Annotated in this window: 15 protein-coding genes; 3 read left to right on the plus strand and 12 right to left on the minus strand. The window is 30.7% G+C overall.

Translation table 11 applies throughout. The features are described 5' to 3' along the window. Window positions 1–130: 130 nt before the first annotated feature. From CLCOS_RS15870 to CLCOS_RS15910, 9 genes are all read right to left on the minus strand, one after another. Window positions 131–1,315, minus strand: coding sequence for a NupC/NupG family nucleoside CNT transporter (locus CLCOS_RS15870; RefSeq protein ID WP_013238469.1), 1,185 nt, complete (start codon window positions 1,313–1,315; stop codon window positions 131–133). A 365-nt stretch (window positions 1,316–1,680) separates the two neighbouring features. Further along, window positions 1,681–2,325: a deoxyribose-phosphate aldolase gene (gene deoC, locus CLCOS_RS15875; protein WP_013238468.1), complete on the minus strand. Its 645-nt coding sequence runs from the start codon at window positions 2,323–2,325 to the stop codon at window positions 1,681–1,683. Between the two features lie 143 nt (window positions 2,326–2,468). After that, complete coding sequence (locus CLCOS_RS15880) at window positions 2,469–2,867, minus strand: cytidine deaminase (RefSeq protein WP_013238467.1); 399 nt, start codon at window positions 2,865–2,867, stop codon at window positions 2,469–2,471. Between the two features lie 94 nt (window positions 2,868–2,961). Further along, window positions 2,962–3,897, minus strand: coding sequence for a sugar-binding transcriptional regulator (locus CLCOS_RS15885; RefSeq protein WP_013238466.1), 936 nt, complete (start codon window positions 3,895–3,897; stop codon window positions 2,962–2,964). Window positions 3,898–3,969: 72 nt separating this feature from the next. Further along, window positions 3,970–5,181 (minus strand): ABC transporter permease, encoded by a 1,212-nt coding sequence (locus tag CLCOS_RS15890; protein ID WP_013238465.1) that lies wholly within the window; start codon window positions 5,179–5,181, stop codon window positions 3,970–3,972. Window position 5,182: 1 nt separating this feature from the next. After that, a complete protein-coding gene (locus CLCOS_RS15895) occupies window positions 5,183–5,890 on the minus strand; it encodes an ABC transporter ATP-binding protein (protein ID WP_023163443.1) in 708 nt (235 codons plus the stop codon). Next, window positions 5,887–6,972, minus strand: a complete 1,086-nt coding sequence (locus tag CLCOS_RS15900) for an efflux RND transporter periplasmic adaptor subunit (protein ID WP_013238463.1) — start codon at window positions 6,970–6,972, stop codon at window positions 5,887–5,889. The genes CLCOS_RS15895 and CLCOS_RS15900 overlap by 4 nt, the downstream gene beginning before the upstream one ends. Before the next feature lie 146 nt (window positions 6,973–7,118). After that, window positions 7,119–7,802, minus strand: a complete 684-nt coding sequence (locus CLCOS_RS15905) for a Yip1 family protein (RefSeq protein ID WP_013238462.1) — start codon at window positions 7,800–7,802, stop codon at window positions 7,119–7,121. A 406-nt stretch (window positions 7,803–8,208) separates the two neighbouring features. Continuing rightward, window positions 8,209–8,841, minus strand: a complete 633-nt coding sequence (locus CLCOS_RS15910; RefSeq protein ID WP_063602463.1) for a TrkA C-terminal domain-containing protein — start codon at window positions 8,839–8,841, stop codon at window positions 8,209–8,211. Between the two features lie 528 nt (window positions 8,842–9,369). Here CLCOS_RS15910 and dapB point away from each other — a divergent pair. Then, the gene (dapB, locus tag CLCOS_RS15915) at window positions 9,370–10,197 is read left to right on the plus strand and encodes a 4-hydroxy-tetrahydrodipicolinate reductase (RefSeq protein WP_029169931.1); all 828 of its coding nucleotides are present in this window, start codon (window positions 9,370–9,372) and stop codon (window positions 10,195–10,197) included. Window positions 10,198–10,318: 121 nt separating this feature from the next. Here the strand turns inward: dapB and CLCOS_RS15920 are convergent, their stop codons facing one another. Both CLCOS_RS15920 and CLCOS_RS15925 read right to left on the minus strand, forming a co-directional pair. After that, window positions 10,319–11,839 (minus strand): methyl-accepting chemotaxis protein, encoded by a 1,521-nt coding sequence (locus CLCOS_RS15920; protein ID WP_013238459.1) that lies wholly within the window; start codon window positions 11,837–11,839, stop codon window positions 10,319–10,321. Window positions 11,840–12,072: 233 nt separating this feature from the next. Next, window positions 12,073–14,316, minus strand: a complete 2,244-nt coding sequence (locus CLCOS_RS15925) for a cell wall-binding repeat-containing protein (RefSeq protein WP_013238458.1) — start codon at window positions 14,314–14,316, stop codon at window positions 12,073–12,075. Between the two features lie 247 nt (window positions 14,317–14,563). On the opposite strand from CLCOS_RS15925, the gene CLCOS_RS15930 reads away from it, so the two are divergent. Then, a complete protein-coding gene (locus CLCOS_RS15930) occupies window positions 14,564–15,715 on the plus strand; it encodes an SH3 domain-containing protein (RefSeq protein ID WP_063602464.1) in 1,152 nt (383 codons plus the stop codon). A gap of 208 nt (window positions 15,716–15,923) precedes the next feature. Here the strand turns inward: CLCOS_RS15930 and CLCOS_RS15935 are convergent, their stop codons facing one another. After that, window positions 15,924–16,286, minus strand: coding sequence for a winged helix-turn-helix transcriptional regulator (locus CLCOS_RS15935; protein WP_013238456.1), 363 nt, complete (start codon window positions 16,284–16,286; stop codon window positions 15,924–15,926). Between the two features lie 136 nt (window positions 16,287–16,422). Between CLCOS_RS15935 and CLCOS_RS15940 the strand changes: the two genes are divergently transcribed. Further along, window positions 16,423–16,953, plus strand: coding sequence for a nitroreductase family protein (locus tag CLCOS_RS15940; RefSeq protein WP_013238455.1), 531 nt, complete (start codon window positions 16,423–16,425; stop codon window positions 16,951–16,953). Window positions 16,954–17,041 lie beyond the last annotated feature (88 nt).

A 17,041-nucleotide genomic window follows, 5' to 3' on the forward strand; every position in this document is an offset into this window, starting at 1 on the left:
CGTGCGCCTTTTTTTATCAATATGGTTATTTCAAATCATAAAAATTTGTCTTTAAACTTCTAACAATGCTTTTGCAACTTCTAAACATCTTTTATTCATTTTTATCAGTGAGTTTCGCAATTACCTAATATTATACAATTAATCCAACAATAGTTGCTGTAAGTACACTTACTAGTGTTGCTCCATATAATAATTTTAATCCAAAACGTGCAGCTACATTGCCTTGTTTTTCATTCAATCCTTTAACTGCACCTGCTATAATTCCAATTGATGAGAAATTTGCAAATGAAACTAGAAATACAGATACTATAGCTGTTGCTCTATAGGATAAGCCAAGATTTCCCTGTGCAAGTGTAGTCATTGCAACAAACTCATTTGATACAAGTTTTATTGCCATTATACCCCCTGCTTTTACTGCTTCATTAAATGGTACACCCATAAAAAATGCAAATGGAGAGAAAATGTATCCAAGAATATCCTGGAATGAAATACCACATATTCCTTTAAATATTGCATTAATTAATGCAATTATTGAGACAAATCCAATTAACATTGCTCCAACTGTAATAGCAACTTTAAATCCATCCATGATGTATTCACCGAGCATTTCAAAGAATGACTGTTTTTCCTTCTCTTCAACCTCTAAAATGTCATCTTCCGGTTTTACAGTATATGGATTTATAATTGAAGCTATAATGAATCCACCAAATAAATTTAATATAAGTGCTGTTACTACATACCTAGGTTTTATAAGAAGCATATAAGAACCAACAACAGAAGCCGATACTGTTGACATAGCTGATGCACAAAGAGTATATAGACGATTTTTAGGCAATAAACCAAGCTGCTTCTTTACTGAAATAAATACCTCTGATTGTCCAAGAATTGCTGATGCTATTCCATTATAAGATTCCAATTGGCCCATACCGTTTACTTTACTCAATGCTAATCCAACATACTTAATTATAAAAGGTAGTATCTTACAATATTGTAGTATACCAATTAAAGCTGAAATAAACACGATTGGCATAAGAACATTTATAAAAAATACTGAGGTTACTCCTTTATTTACCATGCCACCAAATACAAAGTTTACACCTTCTGACGCACATTTAAGAAGTGCTCCAAAACCATTTGCTACTCCACCTACTAAAATATTACCTATTTCAGTATTTAACAAAATAAATCCAAAAATAAATTGTAAGACAACCATTATAATTATAGGCTTTATCTTTACACTTTTCCTATCATTGCTGCCAAGTAGCGCAAGTCCAGCTACAATGGCTAGTCCAATAATTCCAATAATAAATTTCATTTTGTGTATCCCTCCTTAAATACTTTTAACTAAAATGTCCAAATCTTCAAATAACGATTACATTTATAAATATAATTTTTTAAATTGATAGTAATTTAGTAACTTACGCAATTTAAAAAAATTGCGAAACAATTTTCTTAAAGAACAAAGTTCAAAGTTCAAATATCAAATAAGGATAATTTTCTTCCTAACGTCAGAAAATATTAGAATTATAGATTTCCTGAGGTATGAGGGAAATCATCTTTATCTGTTCTTTGTTATTTGAACTTTGTATTTTGCTTATATTAAGTCTACATTTTGTATATGTGAAAGTTGAGTTATTAATATATAAGCATAGCTTCTACTAATAGAGTCCATACAAATATTTATTCAGATACAATAGTAATACCTGCACTTGCACCTATACGACTTGCTCCTGCTTCAATCATATCTAAAGCCTCTTGTTTAGTATGGATACCACCAGATGCCTTAACTCCCATATCTTTTCCTACTGTTTCACGCATGAGTTTAACATCTTCTACTTTAGCTCCATACTTTGAGAACCCCGTTGATGTTTTTACAAAATCTGCTCCTGCTTTTTTAGCTATCTTACAAGCTCTAACTTTCTCTTCTTGTGTTAAAAGGCAAGTTTCTATAATAACTTTTACTAATGCCTTTCCTTTTGCAGCTTCTACAACAGACTTTATATCATTTTCTATATACACATCATTTTTATCCTTTAATTCTCCAATATTAATGACCATATCAACTTCCTGCGCACCATTTTTGATTGCATCTTTTGCTTCAAACACTTTTGTTTCAGTTGTATTAGCCCCAAGAGGAAATCCAATAACCGTACATACCTTAACTTCACTACCATGTAACTTCTCACTTGCTAGTTTAACCCATGTCGGATTTACACAAACTGAAGCAAAGTCATACTTCTTTGCTTCTTCCGTCAATTTAATTATCTGACTTTTCGTTGTTTCCGGTTTTAACAATGTATGGTCAATCATTTTAGCAATATTCATAATAAATCTTCCTTTCATACAGTAATTCATAATAAATTTTAGCATTTGTAAAGCTTATTATGAAATTTTGTTCATACGTTTTCAAATTAAAAGTATTCTTTTTAGCTTGATTTCAAAATAAAAGAACACCTTTATAGTTTATACTATTTATTTAAATCTTCTTTGGTAAAGGCTCCTGGTAATAATTCATCTAATGTCTTAACTATATATTCACTTTCACCTTTTCCAAGTATTATCTCTGCATCCTTTGAAGCAAACTCTGCTATAACCTGTCTGCAAACTCCACAAGGATATGTATAATCGTTTTCTACTCCTACAATGGCAATCGCTTTTATAGCTCTATTTCCTTCCGATATAGCTTTAAATATTGCAGTTCTTTCTGCACAATTTGTTGCACCATATGAAGCATTTTCTATATTACAACCTGTATAAACCTTTCCATCTTCGGCAAGTACAGCTGCTCCAACTTTAAAGTTGGAATAAGGAGCATAAGCATTTTTTCTTCCTTCAAAAGCCTTAGAAACTAAATTTTTATAATCCATCAAATTTGTATCCTCCCCTCAATTTCTATTACACATACATAATAAATCTTTTTTGAACATTTGTAAATAGGTATATGAAATTTAGTTCATATACCTATTTTAAAAGTTTCCTGGCAGTATATTTATCTGTAATCAATATATTAGCATTTTTTCCTTTTAAGGCTCCTTTAATTGCCTCAACTTTATGTGATCCCCCTGCAACTAAGATTGCCTTTTCCTTTTTCTTTAAATTTTCTAGTGATATCCCTATAGTACGATTATTTATGTCTTCATCACAAATCTTACCGTTTTCGTCAAAGAATCTCGAACAAATATCTCCTACACCTTCTTGTTTTAACTTCTTTTTCTCTGAATCATTTAGATATCCTAGTTGAAATAGTAATGCCTCATCCCTTACAGTACCAACTGTAAAAATTGCTATATTGGCATTTGCTCCCATTTCTATAATACTGTTAATATTCCTATCATGCTCAACCATTTCCTTTATAGTTGAATTGTCAAAAATCACAGGCAAAGGCAAATACCTTGGTATCGTATGAAATGCTTCTGCAAATAGTTCAATAGTTTCAAAAGCATATGTATTTACTTCTGAATAACTAATACCCCCTTTTAGCTGAATCACTTCTATTCCCTTAAGATTTTTAGGCTCAAGATTCTTTGCAACTTCATACATAGTAGTTCCCCAACTTACTCCAAGCATATCACCATTTTTTAAAATTTCACTTAAATATTCTGCTGCCTCTTTGCCAATATACTCTCTTATAAGTTCATAATCATCCTTTGGCGAAAAAGCAACGCGAACATCTCTTAATCTATATTTTTCCTTTAATTGATGTGACATATTATCTAAATCATCAAAAGGATCTACAATATCAATCTTTACAAATCCCTTTTCTTTAGCATATTGCAAAAGCCTAGATACAGTAGGCCTTGATATTCCAAGTTGGGATGCAATTTGCTGTTGACTATAATCTGACTTATAATATAACCTTGCTGCTTCAATACTCAATTGCTGCTTTTCGCTGTCCATAAATTCACTCCCTGTACTTTAACTTTCTTCTAATCATATTATATAGCCTTTTTAAAACAAATCAAAAAATTTTTATTCATATCTTAAAGCTTCAATAGGATCTAATTTTGCTGCCTTGCTTGCCGGGTACAGCCCAAAGAATATACCTATTGCTGATGAAAATGAAAATGCTATAAATATTATTTTAAATGACACTGGTACGGGCATCTTTAAGAAAGATCCTGCAATTTTACCTATTGTTATACCTAATATAGTTCCAATAGTTCCACCTATAAGGCACAGTATTATAGACTCCATTAAAAATTGTACTTTTATGTCTCTAGTTTTTGCTCCAATAGCTTTTCTTATGCCTATTTCTCTAGTTCTCTCTGTCACAGATACAAGCATTATATTCATAACACCTATACCACCAACTAAAAGTGATATAGCTGCAATAGCACCCAATACACCTGTTATAACAGATAATGATTTATTTAGATTTTCAAGCTCTTTAAATCCAGTTTGAGCTGTGTACTTGTTTTTGTTTTGATGTTTATTTTCAAGAATTTTTACCATTTTGGAACTTATTTCTTCAGCCTTACTCATGTCAGACAACATCACTGACATATAACCAATATCGGTATTTGTAAGTATTCTATCTGCAATAGTTATAGGTATAAATATTGAACCGGGAGCATTATCTGACATGGACCCGAGATTACCATTTGGATCTTTACATACTCCAACTATATTTAAATCTATATCTTGGTCATCTGAACTTAATTCAATACTTTCTCCAAGAGCATCATTTGTATTGTGAAATAATTTTGCAGCTGTTTTTTCATCTATAACTGCTGCAGTTGACCTTATATCTACATCATGTTCTTTTAAAAACCTTCCATTAACCATTTTTATATTTGAAAGTTTATCGTAACCTTCTGTTGATGCCACAATTTGGACACGCTTGGATTTATTTTCAAGCTTCAAATTTCCATCTCCTCCGAGCGTAGGAACAACTGATGTAACTTCAGGTATTTTCTCCTTTATAAGGTCTATATCATCCATAGTAAAATAATCTCTTTTTTCTATAGCACTATCTGAAGACTGATTAAGCTGGAGATTGATTACGTTACTACCCATGCCCTGAAATTGTCCTGTAATATATTGTTTTGCTCCAGCACCCATAGACACTATAGTAATTACAGAGGATATTCCAATTATTATTCCCAGCATAGTTAAAAAGGATCTTAATTTATTTGATTTTATACTTTGTAGTGCAGATTGAAAGCTTTCTTCAACATTCATATTACTTCTTCCCCCCAACTATAGTTCTTCTTTCTACTGGATTATCTGAAATTATAGCTCCATCCTTAAAAACTATGGTTCTTTTTGTATGCATGGCTATGTCAGGTTCATGTGTAACCATAACAATAGTTACTCCTTCATCATTTAATTGCTGAAAAATCTCCATTATTTCTTCACTAGAAATACTATCCAAGTTTCCTGTAGGTTCATCTGCAAGTATTATAGATGGATCATTTACTAAAGCTCTTGCAATAGCTACCCTCTGTTTTTGTCCACCAGACATTTCATTAGGTTTATGATGAAGTCTATGAGATAATCCAACTCTATCTAGAGCCCATTTAGCTTTTTTCTCTCTCTCTTTTTTAGATACTCCTGCATACATCATGGGCAATTCCACATTAGCTATAGCTGTAAGTTTGGGAAGTAAGTTAAATGCTTGAAATACAAAACCTATTTTCTTGTTTCTTATATCAGCTAGACTGTTATCATCTAATGATGATATATCTACACCATCTAAATAATATTTTCCATCTGTAAGTTTATCTAAACAACCAAGTACATTCATAAGAGTAGACTTACCTGATCCTGATGCCCCCATTATAGCTACATATTCTGTCTTTTCAATTTCTAAATTAATTTCCTTTAAAGCCTTAAGTTTTACAGCACCAGTATCATATATCTTAACTAAATTCTCCAATTTAATTATCACTTATTGTTCCCTCCTGCTTGAGTCTCTACAATATCTCCATCTTTAAGAGTATCCGGAGGATTTGATACATATTTTTCTCCTTCATTAAGACCATCTATAACTTCCATATAATCATCTGTCTCTATGCCTGTGCTTATATATCTTTTTGAAATCTTATTTTTGCTATTCACTATGTAAACATATTTCTTCTTTGTACCTTTTTCTTCTTTCACACTATCAAAGCCCATACAAACTACATTTCTTTTTTCATTAAATACAATTTCTGCATCTGCTTCATAACCTACTTTTATACTATCATCTGCATTATCTAGAGTTACTATCACATTTACTTTAGCTTCCTGATTGGTGGCTTTAGCATCAGCCTTAACTTGAGCTATTTGTCCTACATCTGTAACGGAACCAGTATACTTTTTTTGATCATTACCTTTTATTTTAACAATAGCCTTTTGTCCTTTTGCAACTTTCATAGCATCATATTGACTCATATCTATAGAAACTTTGTATTGTGAAATATCATCTACAATAATCATATCTCCTGCTTTAGGGACTTGATTTTCCTTAGCGTCAACTCTCATTACTCTTCCATCTACATTAGATCTTATATTACTTTGTTCTATCTTTGCATTTAAATTGTCTATTTCAGCTTTAATAGAATCTGTTTGATTTCCTGCATTATCTTTGCTAGTCCCTGGTACCGCTTGTGCTTGTGACTGTGATACTGCATTTTGAGCATTCTTTAAATCAATCTTTAGCTTTTTTAGTTCACTGTCATAGTCAGATGTATCCATTTGAACTAAAATATCTCCCTTTGTAACCTGTTGCCCTTCAGTTACTAAAACCTTTGATACCTTCTGGGTATTATTTAAAGTTATATCATTGCTATATTTCGGTTCTATGCTTCCTGAAACCGTAGTACTTTGAACTATATTTCTTTTAATTACCTTAGATATAGTTACTTTCTTACCTTGTGATTTCCTCGACTTTACATAAGAAGATATTCCTATAGCTGTAATTATAAATATAACGGCTACTATAATTGCTAATTTTTTTTTGTTTTTTGCAAAATTCAATTTAAGTTTCATTTATTTTCCTCCCCATTTTTTCTACAATCTTACTAAAAATTATAAACCTTTTTCCAAACTATTGATATAAAGATAAAACTGACACTGTACAAAAACAATGCCAGCTTGTCTAGCTCACAAAGTACTATTCAATTTCAACAATGTTTTTAAATTAAAACTTTAAAAACATATACTGCAGCAGCGTAAATCACAAAAACTATAATTGCTGCTTTTTTTGTCTTCATTTTAAACACAATAGAAGTACCAATTGTTGATATCACTGCACTCCATATATAGAAAAAATCTATACATGAGAACAACTTATAAATTGTACTTTTCATATCTGTTGATGAACTTAAAACCAATGTAAGGCTAGTTGAAATGTTTTTTATATTTTGTGGCTCTGTAAAAAGCATTATTATTGCAGTTAAGATTCCACCTATTAAAACTGGAACATAAGCTAATATGTTTATACAATATAAATTTTTAAAATTTCCTGTTTCTTTTGAAATAGAAGCTATAAGTTTAATAACAGCACTAATTATTAATGCAAATAATGCCGGCGTAATTAATGCACTAATTACCGTAAAAATTATAGCTCCAGTTTTTATAATTGGAATTGCAGCTTGAGAAAAGTTTGGCACTTGCTGAGCTTGTAAAACAGCAAAACTTGTAAGTTTGGGTATTTCTATTATATAAATAATTAACTGGATTAATGTTACAGGTATTAAATATCTCCATATTTTAGGATTTTTATTGACTCTTTCCATTGTTTCTCTTGGCGAAACTATAGCACCAATAATATTTTTTAAAATTCCATCTTTTCTTTCTTCTGAATTTTCTTCTGACATTTAACTTCCCCTCCTACTTTTAAATAATTTTCTTTTACGTTTTACTTGCCAAAATATATCTATACTGTATATATACATTATATACAGTATAGACATAAAAATCAATGTATTCATTTAAACAGTAAGCATTATTTCTAGCCATTTTTACCTCACATATATCATTTAATGACATATCATTAAATAGACTATATCATTAAATGATATGAGTGTCAACAGGTATAATAATAGCTTTAACCTATTATTTTTTTGTGTATATATAAAAATCAACTTTCCTATTAAAAAAAGTCAGATTACATTATCTGACTTTTTCATTCTAATATTTTGATTAATTTATTTTTATTTAACTGATTTAAACTTTCTTTTTTCTTTCCTCAAAAGCCTTAAAAACTAAATTTTTTTAATATTACTAATTATTATCTCCATAAAGAAATTTTTTGATTTTATGGTACACATCTTCTTCGCCTATTGCTAAAAAAATATCTTCCTCTTTAAATACAGCATAAGGTCCTGGAGAAAGTATTAAATTTCCTTCTCTACGTATACCTATTATAGTAGCATTTGTATTTTGCCAGAACTTACTCTCACATATAGTTTTCCCTACAATGCCGAGTCCCTTATATATTTTAAATTCAAAAGGCATGAATGGATTAATGTTTACAAATCTATTTGAGTAATCTAGGAGTTCATTTATTCTTTCTCCAATTTTTTTTTCAATTTCATTTCTCTCATTTAATAAGCCCAAAATTTGATTTTTAGATTTATTCATGGAACCTATGTCCTTAAATTTATTTATAAATTTCAAACAATTATCCACGGATTTAACAATAATCCCACTGCCCTTTATCACTTCTACAATATCCACTTCATTTAAAAGCATAATAGCTCTTCTTACAGTTTCAGGAGAAACATTATAATGACTTGAAAGAGATGATCTTCCATGAAGTTTATCCCCTATGGAAAAATCACCGTCTAATATTCTATTAGCTATATCAATTGCTATCTTCTGGTATACAGGTTTTGTAACATTTTGCGATGACATTTTAAATTTTACTTTAAGTTATTCTGATAACTTGAAGTAAAGCCTCCTTCCAATAAAATCCTTATAAATAGAGTTCTTGGTTTCAGATGGAGTTTTTTCTCCATCTAAAACTTAGAAATCGTTATCCAAGCGCGTAGCATTGCTTATCCCCCCACTTTGATAGAAAAGAAGATATCTCAAATCTTCGATTTGATGATAGTCGCTTTCGCAGAGTGCGATGGGGGGTTAGAAATGGTAGCGATTGGATAAATCAATATTAAGTATAAATTATTATTTATACTATGTAAATAATAATTTAACAATTTGTTGGAATTACTAATTAAAATTTCATATAAGCCCTTGATCTATATTAAAATAGAATTAATTGAATTTATGTATAAATTATAAATATACATTAACTATTAATGACAAGTAGCAACTTATATGATAGAATTAAGTTGTCACTAATTTTAAAATAGGGATAAATAACAAAAAATGATGTCAATACTTGAAATTTTTCTTGTAAGCGTCAAAAAGGAGGTAATTGATTTGATCAAAGTAGGTCTAATAGGTTTAGGTAAGACAGGAAAATATATTGCAGAAGGTATTTTACAACAAGATAACATGGAAATGGTAGCTGCAATCTGCAGCCCTAATAGTAAAAAAAAGGGAATGAATTTAGGAGAGTTACTTGGTAATTTTAAAACAAAAGTAAAAATAACTACTTCTGATGAACTCCAAGCTACTATTTTTAAAACCAAACCAGATGTTGTGGTAGACTTCTCAAATCCACAAGCAACCATAAAAAATGCCGTCATACTATCAAAAATGAAAGTAAATATGGTAATAGGCACAACAGGTTTCTCCAAAGAAGATATTGACAAGCTTCAAACTATATCCTATAAGTTTAAAAACGGCATAGTTTACGCCCCAAACATCACTTTAGGAGTAAACGTAATAATGCTGCTAAGCAATATTGCAGCTACTATATTAAATAATTATGATTTTCAAATTATAGAAATGCACTATAAAAACAAAAAAGACTCCCCTTCAGGGACTGCATTAAAACTATCAGATGAAATAGAACATGGTCTTCAAATATCTGGTGTACAAAATAAACCTATTCCTATAAGCTCTGTACGTGCTGGAGGGGTAGTAGGAAAACATAAAGTTCTTATAATTGGTGATGAGGATAGAATAGAAATAAGCCATGAATCTTTTTCAAAAAAAGCTTTTTCACTAGGAGCTCTTAATGCAGTAAACTACATTTATAAAAAATCTGGATACTACGAAATGAAAGACGTATTAAATCTAAAAAAAATACTTCATGAATACATTGACAATCTAGACAATGAAGTACTTAGTTCTCAAATTTAAAAATTAAACCATTTTACTGAGTCATATCTTTAATCCTAATTTATGACCACCCTTAAAATGGGTGGCCCGTTAAAAATCTCTATTTAAAAGATTATTTAATTTTAAATTATTCACAAGCATCTCATGCACAACAATTTCTCAAATTAACTATATCGTCCATAGAAATACTTGCCTGTACAATTCCCTTTTTATCTCTACGTGAAATTCCAGCAAACTTATAGTATTTACCATCCAAATCTCTTTTCACAAAATCTTGTACCACTACTAAGTCCCTATTAGACAATATTTTTCTAAACTGAAATGTCTGAGATGAAGGATTATCCTCAAATCTAAATCCCATGGTTTCAGAATCATTTGTCATTACAATCACTCCATCCCCGTCTGTTATATAAAAACTAGATATGTTAGTTTTACCAACATATTCGCAAAGTTTTTCAATAGTAAAATTATCTTTGCATATTTTTTCTGCAATATCGTTGCAGTACTCTATAAGTTTAGATTCTATTATTTTTTCAAATTCTTTTGTAAAATCAGTGAGTTTTTCCATAGAAAAATGCATTTTTTGAGAACACTCTATATTCTCATCCTCCAAAGCAGATTGATTTTCTGTCTCAACCACAATTACAGAAACATCCCTTTTAAAATCAGCAAAGAAAGCTGCTAAATTTTGGTTAAAAGCCGCAACATACTGTGTGTGTTCAGTTTGTTCTACAATTTTTTGTGAAAGAAAGGCTAAATTATTATTTATATTATGAATTTCACTGCTAAACTCACTAAAATAATTTTTAATAGATTTTATAGAGTCTTTTCCTTGTGAGCTTTTCTCTATCAAGTCTTCAATAGACTTTACAGTATCAACAGTATGTCCCTTTATTTCATCTACTTGTGATTTTATATTTTTAGAATAGACTGCACTTTCATCAGCCAATTTTCCTATTTCTAAAGCTACAATTGCAAATCCTTTTCCATTTTCGCCAGCTCTTGCAGCTTCAATAGAAGCATTTAATGACAATAGGTTTATATTTGCAGTTAATTTATTTATCAATTCTGCCATATTCTCAATTTTATCTGTTATATTAGAGAGATTACTTATATTATTTGACAGAAGCTCCATACTGGAATTCATATTCTCAAGAATAGTTACAGATTTCTCTACGGATTCACTGCTGCGTGTAATATATTCATCTGCTTTTTTGCCACTGCCTGTAACACTATCTGAAAATTTGCGCATTTCTACTTCTGAATTTGCCATATTCGCAGATAAATTTGAACATTCAGATATTTTATCACATATAGCATTTGCATTTTTATTAAATTCATTTATATATCCTTTAATTTTTAAAAGTCCCTTTTTAGACATACTGCAGGAATTTGATATATATTCCAAATCATCGCCCATAGTTATAGATGAATTCAAAGTTTTATATATCCATACTAACATATCTTTACATAGCCTATCAATTTTATTCGATATGGAATCTTTTCTTTGAAAATTATATGTAAAGTTACCGGACAGTATTTTATCAAGTACATCATCATAGTATTTGACAATTTTATTATATTTTATTTTCTCATATAAAAATAGATTAAAAAATAGATCGGCAAATAAGATCATTAAAATAAAAAAAACAATTTTCCCCATAATCAATCCTCCTATAATTACAGATTTAATATAACTAAGCGAATATTTTTGCCTTAATTTTAAAAATATATATTAAAATTTATCATTATAATAATAAGTATATTATAACAATTTCTACAATTAAATCAACTATTTATACATTTATATAATATTAACTATTGCAATTTCTTTATTAAGACAACACAATTTGAAGATTAATATGAGGAAAGTCGTTTTAAAATAAGATATTTTCCTTATTTAGAATATTTACTAATCCAGCTTACTATATCATCTATAACATACTTTGGTACATTCCCCTTTCCATACTCCTCAGGAGTCATCTTTCCTTCCCCTTCTATAAAAAAGTGATTTAACTTATCATAAGAATTATACTCAACATTTTGTTTATCCTTCAATATATTCTTCCACTTTTCTAAATTAGAAGCAGCTACTTGATAATCCCTCTTTCCTTGAAGAATAAGCAGGGGATTTTTTATGTCTACTGCATCCTGTGCTTGAGTTGAATTTTTAACACTCAACCAATAATAAGGATATGCATGAAAGATTATAGTATTTTCAGATATATTTTTAGGAAAATCTTTATTGTTTTTTACTAAGTCATATAAGTTTTGTATATACTTTAGATTATCTTCATCCATATATCCTATTGAATTCAAATATTTACTTTGCTCTAAAAGAGTGTCTAAAAAATCTACCGGTCCTGCCATCATTATTCCACCAGCTGCACCGCTATTGCCACAATCTTTTAATATAGTTGGTGTAAGCATTGCCCCCTGACTGTGTCCTAAAACAAAGACCTTGCTGGAATCAATTTCTTTAGTTTTCTTTAATAACTTCACTGCATCTACTGCATCATTTACTGTTTCCTTATTCAAATCAAGTTTTGTATCTATTGCAGTTAAGGATGGATATTCATTTGACCTCTTATTATAGCGAAGCACTGCAATTCCCTTTGAAGCAAGTCCTGCAGATATATCCTTAAATACCTTTGTGTCCCCATAGGTCTCGTCCATATCATTAGCGCCGCTTCCGTGGACAAGCACTACTGCCGGGAATGGTCCCTTCCCTTTAGGTATGCTCAATACTCCTGGAAGTTTATACTTTTCATCTCCTATAGCCACATTTTTTTCAGTAAAATTATCTATATTTACATAAGTTGGAAGTTTGTAATTACTTTCCACTGGGGCAGCTTCAGATGTGAAATCATATACTTTTCCATCATTGTCATATTTTATTTTTATATCTAAATTTGTAGGAAGCCCTTCTACTTTATAGGTTAATGTAACCATATTGCCAAGAGGCAGCTTTTCCTGCTTTATATCTAGAGGTTTTGTATCCATTCCTTTAAAGCTCATACTGGAAAAAGAACTTTTCATTATGCTTTCTCCATATCCTGATTTTAAATCAGTGCTTAATCCTTCCATAGCCTCATCTATTTTTTTATTTAGTAAACATGTCATAAAATCCTCAGCTTTAGATTTTAAGCTCAGGGGATTCAAAATATCCTCTACATTTTTAGAAATCATATTTTCTCCTCCAAGTATTACAATCTTATTCACCTTTTGATTCTGTACATAAGATTTAAGCTCCTCTACATTACCTTCATCAGTTATTACTATAGGTGCCTTAAATTTAGCTGAAAGAGCAATACCAGAAAGTGCATCTGGAAAGTTTTTTCCACTTGCAACTACTAAGTTTTTCAAATCCTTATTGAAATATTTGCATATATTTATAGAAGTTTCATATCTATCTTTACCTTCTATTCTCACTACATTTTGTGATACTTCTTTCAATTTACTCTCTATATTGCTGCTTACAGAGCTGATTCCTCCTATCACATACATATTAGAAGGTTTTATTTCCTTAATTTTTTCTTCTATCTCATTTGGCAGGTTTCCAGAAGGAGTTATAAAAACAGGATATCCTTTATAGGAAGCTATGCTTGCTATACTTAAAGCATCGGGAAAATTGTCACCATTTGCTACAATTACTGGAGTTCCTTCCTTTACATCTGCTTTGCTTACTGCTTTTACATTGGTTTCATATCTGTCTTTTCCACCTAATCTTATTATTTTATTAAATCCTTTTTCTTTAAAATACCTTTCAAATTCACTATTTACAGAAGCTTCCCCTCCTAAAATATATATAGTTCCTTCTTTTTTTAAATGATTTTCAATATAACCTAATGTTTTATCACTACTTTTTATATTTTTACCTACAAGCATTATAGGAGAATTTCCTAATTCCTGTAGACATCCAGCTGAAAGTGCATCTGCAAATTGTTCTCCACTTGCAACTATTACACTGTCCAATTGTCCTTGCTGAAAATAGTTAGCTATATTGCTACAAGTCTCATATCTGTCACTACCATATAATCTTTGTACACTAAAGTTGTCGTCTGCATAAGCAGGATAAGATAAAAAAGTACAAGTTGCTAAAGCTAGCACAACACTCAATTTAGTATTTCTATTTAGCATAATGCTCCCCCTCTTTTATATACTATATTTGTTATAATTCTTATATTTGTTATATATGTATTATAACAAATACAGATTAAAAAAACAACGGGTATAGTGTCTGGGCTTTGGTATATTACACCTTAAATACATTTTGGTATTAGATCATTCCAACTTTTGATGATTGATAACATAGAATTGTATTATTATAATTTAATTAGGTTCTAATATTGAACGTTTTCAAAATATTCTTGAAAGGATGGAAAAAATGAAGAAAAGCTTAGCTAAAATTTTGGTTCCATTGATTGCATTTACCTCAGTAATGAGTGTACCTTTTTACAAAGTAAGTGCAGCTACACAAACTCCAATATCAAGAACTCAAGTTGAGCAAAGGGCCACAAGTTTAATTGATTTAACCTGGACATACTCTGCAAATAAAAATAGCAATATATCTTCTCAATATGCATCAAGTGTTACACTTCCAAATCAGTTTAAAGGTGTAACGACAGCTACTTTTAAAGGTATACCTTATGATTGGGGCGGTATTGACGGAATTAATACCAATTCCTACAACGCTCCGTGGACAAACTTCCTTGATGCAGTTAACAAAGGTGCCTTCACAGGAAACGTAAATACAGATGGTGGACTAGGATATATACCTGGAACTGCAGGAATAGATTGCTCTGGTTTTGTACAAGCTTCTTTTAATATTGCAGACTACAAACAATCAACAAGCACCTTATTAAACAACTATTTTAAAAAAATTGATTTAAACAGTCTACAACACATGGATATCCTAGACAAGCCAGGTGATCATGTAGTTATCTTTGATAAATGGGGAACTTTAAATGGAGTACAAGGTGCTTTTACCTATGAATCAACACCTGATCAAACTTATGGTGGAATACAGGGTACTAAAAGATATTTTATAAGCATGAACACAATTAACCAAGGATATATACCTGCTCGTTATATAAATATAGTTGAAGATACAACACCATCCACTCCTAAATTTAAAGTTGGAGGATATGCACAGGTTGCCAATGTAACAAGTTACGCAAATTTAAGAGCAAATCCATCAACAGATGATACTATTTTAACCAATGTTCCAAAAGGTACTATTTTAAACTTAATGAATTACTCAAATGGATGGTATCAAGTTACCTACAACGGACAGACAGGATGGATCTGGGGAAACACCCTTGGTACAGTACCAGCAAATCAGTACGTAACTATTAGTGGTGTATACCAGTTAAATATAAGAGCAACTTCATCGTCTACAGCACAAATAGTTGGGGTGCTCTCTCAAGGACAATATGCACAGAAAATTGGTCAAACTTCAGATGGCAGCTGGTACAAGATCCGTATAAATGGAATTGAAGGATGGTCTTCTTCAAAATATTTAACCTATATTCAATAATAAACAGAGTTCTTGGCATCAGATGGAGTTTTGACTCCACCTATGCTTAGAAATCGTTATCCAGGGACGTAGCTGCTCTTTACTCCCGCTTGGAAAAGTGGGAGTATTAGAGTAGGTAGTCATCGGACAAAAAAGATTGCACAAGTTTTACTTTATGTAACTTGATTGCAATCTTTTTCGTTCATAGAAAAATTTTCTGTGTGGCAAATTATTTCTCTATCTGATTACTTCCCCAAGTAGATAATTCATAAAGTAAAGGTAATAAACTTTTCCCCCTGTCAGTCAATGAATATTCTACTCTTAAAGGCATCTCATTATATTGTTTTCTAGTAATTAAGCCATCATCTTCCAGTTCATGTAAAGAATTTGACAACATGGTATTTGTTATCCCTGATATTGCATGTTTTAATTCATTAAAACGCACTACTTCCATTTTTATCAACTGCACTAATATGCGCAATTTCCACTTCCCACCTATAATATCCAGAGTATATTTCACAGGACATTCTTTTGTATTGTACGATTCCTTAATTAATTTTAAGTACTGTTTTAATTCCTGCTCTGTAGCCATATAAAATCCTCCATAGTATAAAAAAGAATACCTAGTCATAAAATTCTTAGTACTTGTTTGCTTAGCTAATAGTAAGTATAATAATTATACCAGGTTTACTAACCTGAGTAAATATCATATAAAGGAGATTTTAACCATGGAAATGATGAAAGCAATAGCAGTGCGTAAATCTACTCGTAATTACAAAAGCGAGCAAATTAGTGATGATTCCTTAAATATTGTACTTAATGCAGGTTGTGCTGCACCTGTAGGAATGGGTGCTTATGATTCAGTTCATTTAACAGTAATTCAAAATTCTAGCTTACTAGATAAAATTACAAAAGCAACGGCAAATGCATTTGGCAGCCCAAATATGAAACCTTTTTATGGTGCTCCTACTTTAATTGTTGTTTCTGGTAAAGCAAATGATAAAGCACCTCACGTTGAAATAGCTAATGCTGCTTGTGTTATCGAAAATATGGCTCTTGCTGCTACTGATATTGGTTTAGGTAGTGTGTATTTATGGGCATTTTTGGCTTCATTTTCGAAAGAGAAAGAATTATTAAAAGAACTTAATTTACCAGAAGGCTTTGTACCCGTTTCTGGCATTGCATTAGGCTATCCCACAGAGCCACTGACCAAAGAAAAAGAATTAAAACAAACTATAAAAATCAATACTATAAAATAATACTTCAAATAAACAAAGTTCTAAGCATCAGGTAGAGTCAAAACTCCATCTGATGCCAAGAACCCTATTTATCTTAACCTCTATATTT

This window comes from Clostridium coskatii, from assembly GCF_001675205.1.
GTDB lineage: Bacteria > Bacillota > Clostridia > Clostridiales > Clostridiaceae > Clostridium_B > Clostridium_B ljungdahlii.